Raw genomic sequence first — 4,229 nt, forward strand, 5'->3', positions numbered from 1 at the left:
AATAACGTGGTTCCAGGTAGGAGAAGTCGAACAGAAGGTCGTATACGTCGGCAGCGCTTTTGTCCTTGCGGAGCATCGAGTCAATGCCATGCTCAACCCTGTCACCAATCGTTGAAGCTGCGGCTGCGATTTTGTCATGCAAGGCTTGAGCAAACTCCACAGCCGCATCTCGGCGATCGAAGTCGACTGCCTCACCTAACCGGCGAACCGTGTTGTAGCTTTCGTCATCACCCCGAAACTCGCCGACATTCTGCTTCAGCACGGTGAATAGGTTGGCAGCATATGAATCAATAGAGACTCCGAGCTTTGCTTTGAACTGAAGCTTGTAGTCCTCGCGGATGAGGCTGTTACCCTGGATAAGCTCCTGGACAGGCTGGAACAAGGCCTCCCTAGCCCTGCGCTGTCTGTCCAGAATGTCGTAGATCTCACCTGCCAACTCTCGTCGGCGTTTTTTATGCGCATCCAATAACCCGGGGACTGCATCGATCTGCGCAAACCGGGCCTCAAGGCCCTTCACTGTCTCCGGAGCATCATCAGTACCGATCAGGTTCTGATAGATTCGCTGCCACTCCTCCAGGGCTTGCAGGTGATTCTGATAAACCAGCTGCGGCTCATCCAGCTTCGTTCTGGCGACAGCTTGCTTTTCCACCAAGGACTGACGGGTTTCCTCCGCGGCACTAGACCTTTCAACCAACGCTGCCTGCTCAACTAAAAGTGATTCTTGAAGCTGATCCAATGGGGCCAAATTCACCTCTAACTTGGCCAGATCTGAAGCCGCCAAGCCCAAGAGGTCGAGATCCTTCTTGGTGTCGTTCATGAACTGCTCGTACGTACGCTGAAGCAAACGAACCTGCTCCCGGGCGTCCTTCGCAGCTTTGCTCTTCCCTGCCAAACGCGACGTAACCTCGATGGCCTGGGTTTGTTGCTCATCTAGCGCCTTGAGTTGAACCGCGATTGCCTCAAGCTCATCAGCGAACGCTTGCTGCTCCGTCGAAAGCTCAGCCGCAGGCTTCTCTATGGCCTGAGGCCTCAATGCTTCATGCTCGGCAAGCTGCCGCTTTTTCAGTTCTAGCTGCTCGGAAAGCGTTTTCTTGATAATCGGGTTGAGCTGCCCCTCGTAACTCGCGATTTCAAGGTTCACCCGCTTAAGATCTTTGCGGTACTCATTGAGCTGAAGCCGGAAGGTGCTCTCCTGCTGCTCGATTAGCTGGTCAAAATCCAGCGCACCCAGGCGAATCGAGTCGTCGGCATGAGAGAAGATAACTGCCCGAAGCTCCTTTTCGAACGCTTTGGACTCACCCGTAACATGGCCATTGCAGAGTTCTTCGAAATGGCCTTGAGGGATGTACCGCACCATCTCAACCTTCTCCGCCGGAGGGTTGTCGTTGAGGTTGCAATTGACCACGGTACCGTCATGCCAAACGAGTGTGCCTTCAAAATGTCGCGCTGGGTCCCCGCTCTTCCCTCGGAACCGTTCCTTCCGAAGAAAGGAGAAATGGCTGGTCTGCCGTGATTGGCCCAGTAATGCCAGGACGTCAGCCAAGGCACTCTTGCCGCTGCCCTTGTTGCCGATGATCGCCACCAGGTCAGAGTTCAGCGGTAGCGTGACCTCATCTAGCCAGCGCGATGGCAAAGTCGACCCTGTGGCTTTAGCGATCCGGAGATGGTCAATAAAATAGGTTTTGTTGCCAGCGATGTGCTCCAGCTTCGGTGGAGTAAGCCCGATGAACGAACGCTTCGCAGGTTCCCGAATTGCTTGCTGCAACCCCTGGAACGTAGGATCGGCCTTGATCCACGTTTTCTTGTCCGAAGGGAAGTCACCGTAGCCACGTCGGTCATTGTTGCCCGGAGTTCCGACGAAACAGTGAGCATCACTTCCAGCTACGACCAACCTGGATACGTCGTTTAACCCTTTCCTGATGCCGGCATAGAACTTGGCATTACCTAGGGTTTGCTCGCCCACAAACGCTGAGCGGACATCGAGATTCCTGCTCTCGAAAATTGGAGAGCAGCGTACCAAGCCTAGGAAGTAGGCGTAGTGCTCAGTCCATTTCACATCACTAAGCCCGTCATTGGTGTCATACGGCATGAAGCCAATAGCCTGGTCACCTGGAACCTTGGCGATGGCTTCTTTGTAGCTTTCGCAGGTCAACTCGACTATTTTCGCACCGGCGATGTAGGCCTGCTCGTCATCATCAGCCACCACGTCTCGCTTCATTCCGTGCCGGGTCAGCATTGCGTCAGGCACTTCACGTGCAAAATCAATGAGAGCTGCATCCGACAGCGGCCTATCGACCAACGCGATTCGGAGAAGGGAAAGGAAGTCCTTGAGAGCTTGGTCTTCGATTTCGTTGGAGAAGAGGACATGGGCGTTCAATCGCCCTTTCATTGGGGCTGCAAGCCGAAGCTCAATTCCTGGAAAAACTGTCTTGGTCAGCTCCGGCGCGCCTGGCTCAGCCAACCTCCGCTTGAGCGCAAACCAGCCATCGAAAGTCCAGTAGTCCATCAATGCGAAGACCGCGGGCTCCGCCTCGTTAAGCGCCTTGATCATCTCATCTACAAGGGCTGTGTTAGCAGGCGAACCCGGATTTTTCAGATCAAATTTCGAACCCCGCCACTCAAACGAGGCCGGGGTGTGAATATGCAAATCCCATAACCGCCACTCTGAACCGCGCTCACTGCCGCTCTGAATCGCCATCACGAACCTTCCCTTGTTTGGAATCGCCCTCACCCGTATTTATCAAGCCGCGGGGCACCCAGATGGTATGTCGCGTTGCCATCACCGACAAGGTGATCCAGGCTCGAATCGCTGTCCTACGTCGTGGCGTATGCTGGTCCTTCGACGGGGCGCTTGTCTTCCGGTACTAAGTATTCAGTTATCCTCTCCAGAATCCATTTGCAAGGTGAAGAAGGTTTGCCAGCCAACAACGAATCGCTCTCAGGTTACCCGACACTCCTAAACCACATACTGAGTGGTAGCGAATTTCGGCCACTTCTGGACAGCCCTGACATCGATAGACATAGGAGCGAATGGGGCCAGCTTATGAGGGAGCTGATCACGCGTGGCCCCGAGGACAGGAAGCTTGCAGATCGTTTCCATAACCAATGGCATGTCTCTCATCATTACATCCGTGCGCTAGTCGGCGATGATGAATTGTTGATGGATATGCTGTGGACGTGGCTACCCCGATACCAAGGACCCGATTTGGTGCTGTACCGCGGCGAAAATGTTGATCGGCTGGAGCTTGGCAGTGTCGGCACCGCGTGGAGCCCCCAGGAAGATAAGGCTCGGATGTTCGCGAGCGGCTTGAACGCTATCGGCAAGGGTGGCGTGATACTTGAAACGATCGCCCCAGCGGAGGCGATCATCGCTGGCCCATCAGATCACAGCATTTATCTTGGGGAACATGAATACAAGGTCGATTGGCGCAGATTGGTCAGCTACAGCCGCAAATGCTACTTCCCTCCAAGCCATTAGGCGCGAGCGGTTAGCCGAGCGCATGTAGGGAGAACGCAGACATCCAGCGTCTTTCAGAAGCAGGGGCAGCCCACCCCTTTGCCAGCGGCTGCACACCAGCTGGGTCCGTTGATCTACCTTGAGGGCTTCGGGTATCCCAACGTGAACCATCGTCCCTCGCGCAGTCAAACGAATAAAATCATGACATCGCACAAAACTTGCTGAACACAGGCCGAATACCGATTACTCAAACACTATTATTTTTGGCCCACGACGTGCCGACTTTCGCCAGCAAAGCCTCGAATAATTCAAGATCATAATCATCGCGATAAGCTGTAAGCAACGTCAAAGGCCAAGCCTGTATAAACAGGGCTATCTTATCTAATTCCTCCTGGCTAACAGGGGCATCTAATTTTAGCCATCCAACCACAATCGGCAGGCTGTGTCTCCACAAATCCTCCAGCTTAGGAGTCACGGCCGTTGGACAGTCAGATGAGGATCTAATTAGCTGGTGATAGCTTTGGTAGCCAAGACAGTTTGAAAGAAGCGTACCAGCATGCGAGAGTAGTATTGGTTCGGCTCCAGGCCAATTTTTGTGAATTTTCTTCTTTATTCTGGCGAAATTTCCTTTTCTAGGCCTTACATCTCGTAGGAAAATTGGAACGCGCATCCATACCTCCTTATAAGTAGGACCTTCAGATAAAGAACCACACCCCTTTATAATCTTTCATCACCAGCAAAGCAATGCGCACCACCCCAAGATCAATGAAAT

3 protein-coding genes are annotated in these 4,229 nt (G+C 53.4%); 1 reads left to right on the forward strand and 2 read right to left on the reverse strand.

Annotation, left to right across the window (positions count from 1 at the left end; translation table 11 throughout):
- On the reverse strand, positions 1–2,698 hold a 2,698-nt coding region (locus ACK59L_RS21340), incomplete at its 3' end, for a TrlF family AAA-like ATPase (RefSeq protein WP_409275910.1).
- 345 nt (positions 2,699–3,043) lie between these two features.
- On the opposite strand from ACK59L_RS21340, the gene ACK59L_RS21345 reads away from it, so the two are divergent.
- Complete coding sequence (locus ACK59L_RS21345; RefSeq protein WP_409275912.1) at positions 3,044–3,478, forward strand: hypothetical protein; 435 nt, start codon at positions 3,044–3,046, stop codon at positions 3,476–3,478.
- Positions 3,479–3,704: 226 nt separating this feature from the next.
- Here ACK59L_RS21345 and ACK59L_RS21350 read toward each other — a convergent pair whose 3' ends face one another.
- On the reverse strand, positions 3,705–4,127 hold the full coding sequence (locus ACK59L_RS21350; protein WP_409275914.1) for a hypothetical protein: 423 nt from the start codon (positions 4,125–4,127) through the stop codon (positions 3,705–3,707).
- Positions 4,128–4,229: the final 102 nt, after the last annotated feature.

Origin of the sequence: Pseudomonas sp. KCJK9111, assembly GCF_046231935.1 — a bacterium.
GTDB lineage: Bacteria > Pseudomonadota > Gammaproteobacteria > Pseudomonadales > Pseudomonadaceae > Aquipseudomonas > Aquipseudomonas parafulva_B.

Bases quoted from the DNA above. Each gene is read 5' to 3' on its own strand.
- ACK59L_RS21345 (WP_409275912.1), top strand. From the start codon at position 3,044: ATGAGGGAGCTGATCACGCGTGGCCCCGAGGACAGGAAGCTTGCAGAT.
- ACK59L_RS21350 (WP_409275914.1), bottom strand. From the start codon at position 4,127: ATGCGCGTTCCAATTTTCCTACGAGATGTAAGGCCTAGAAAAGGAAAT.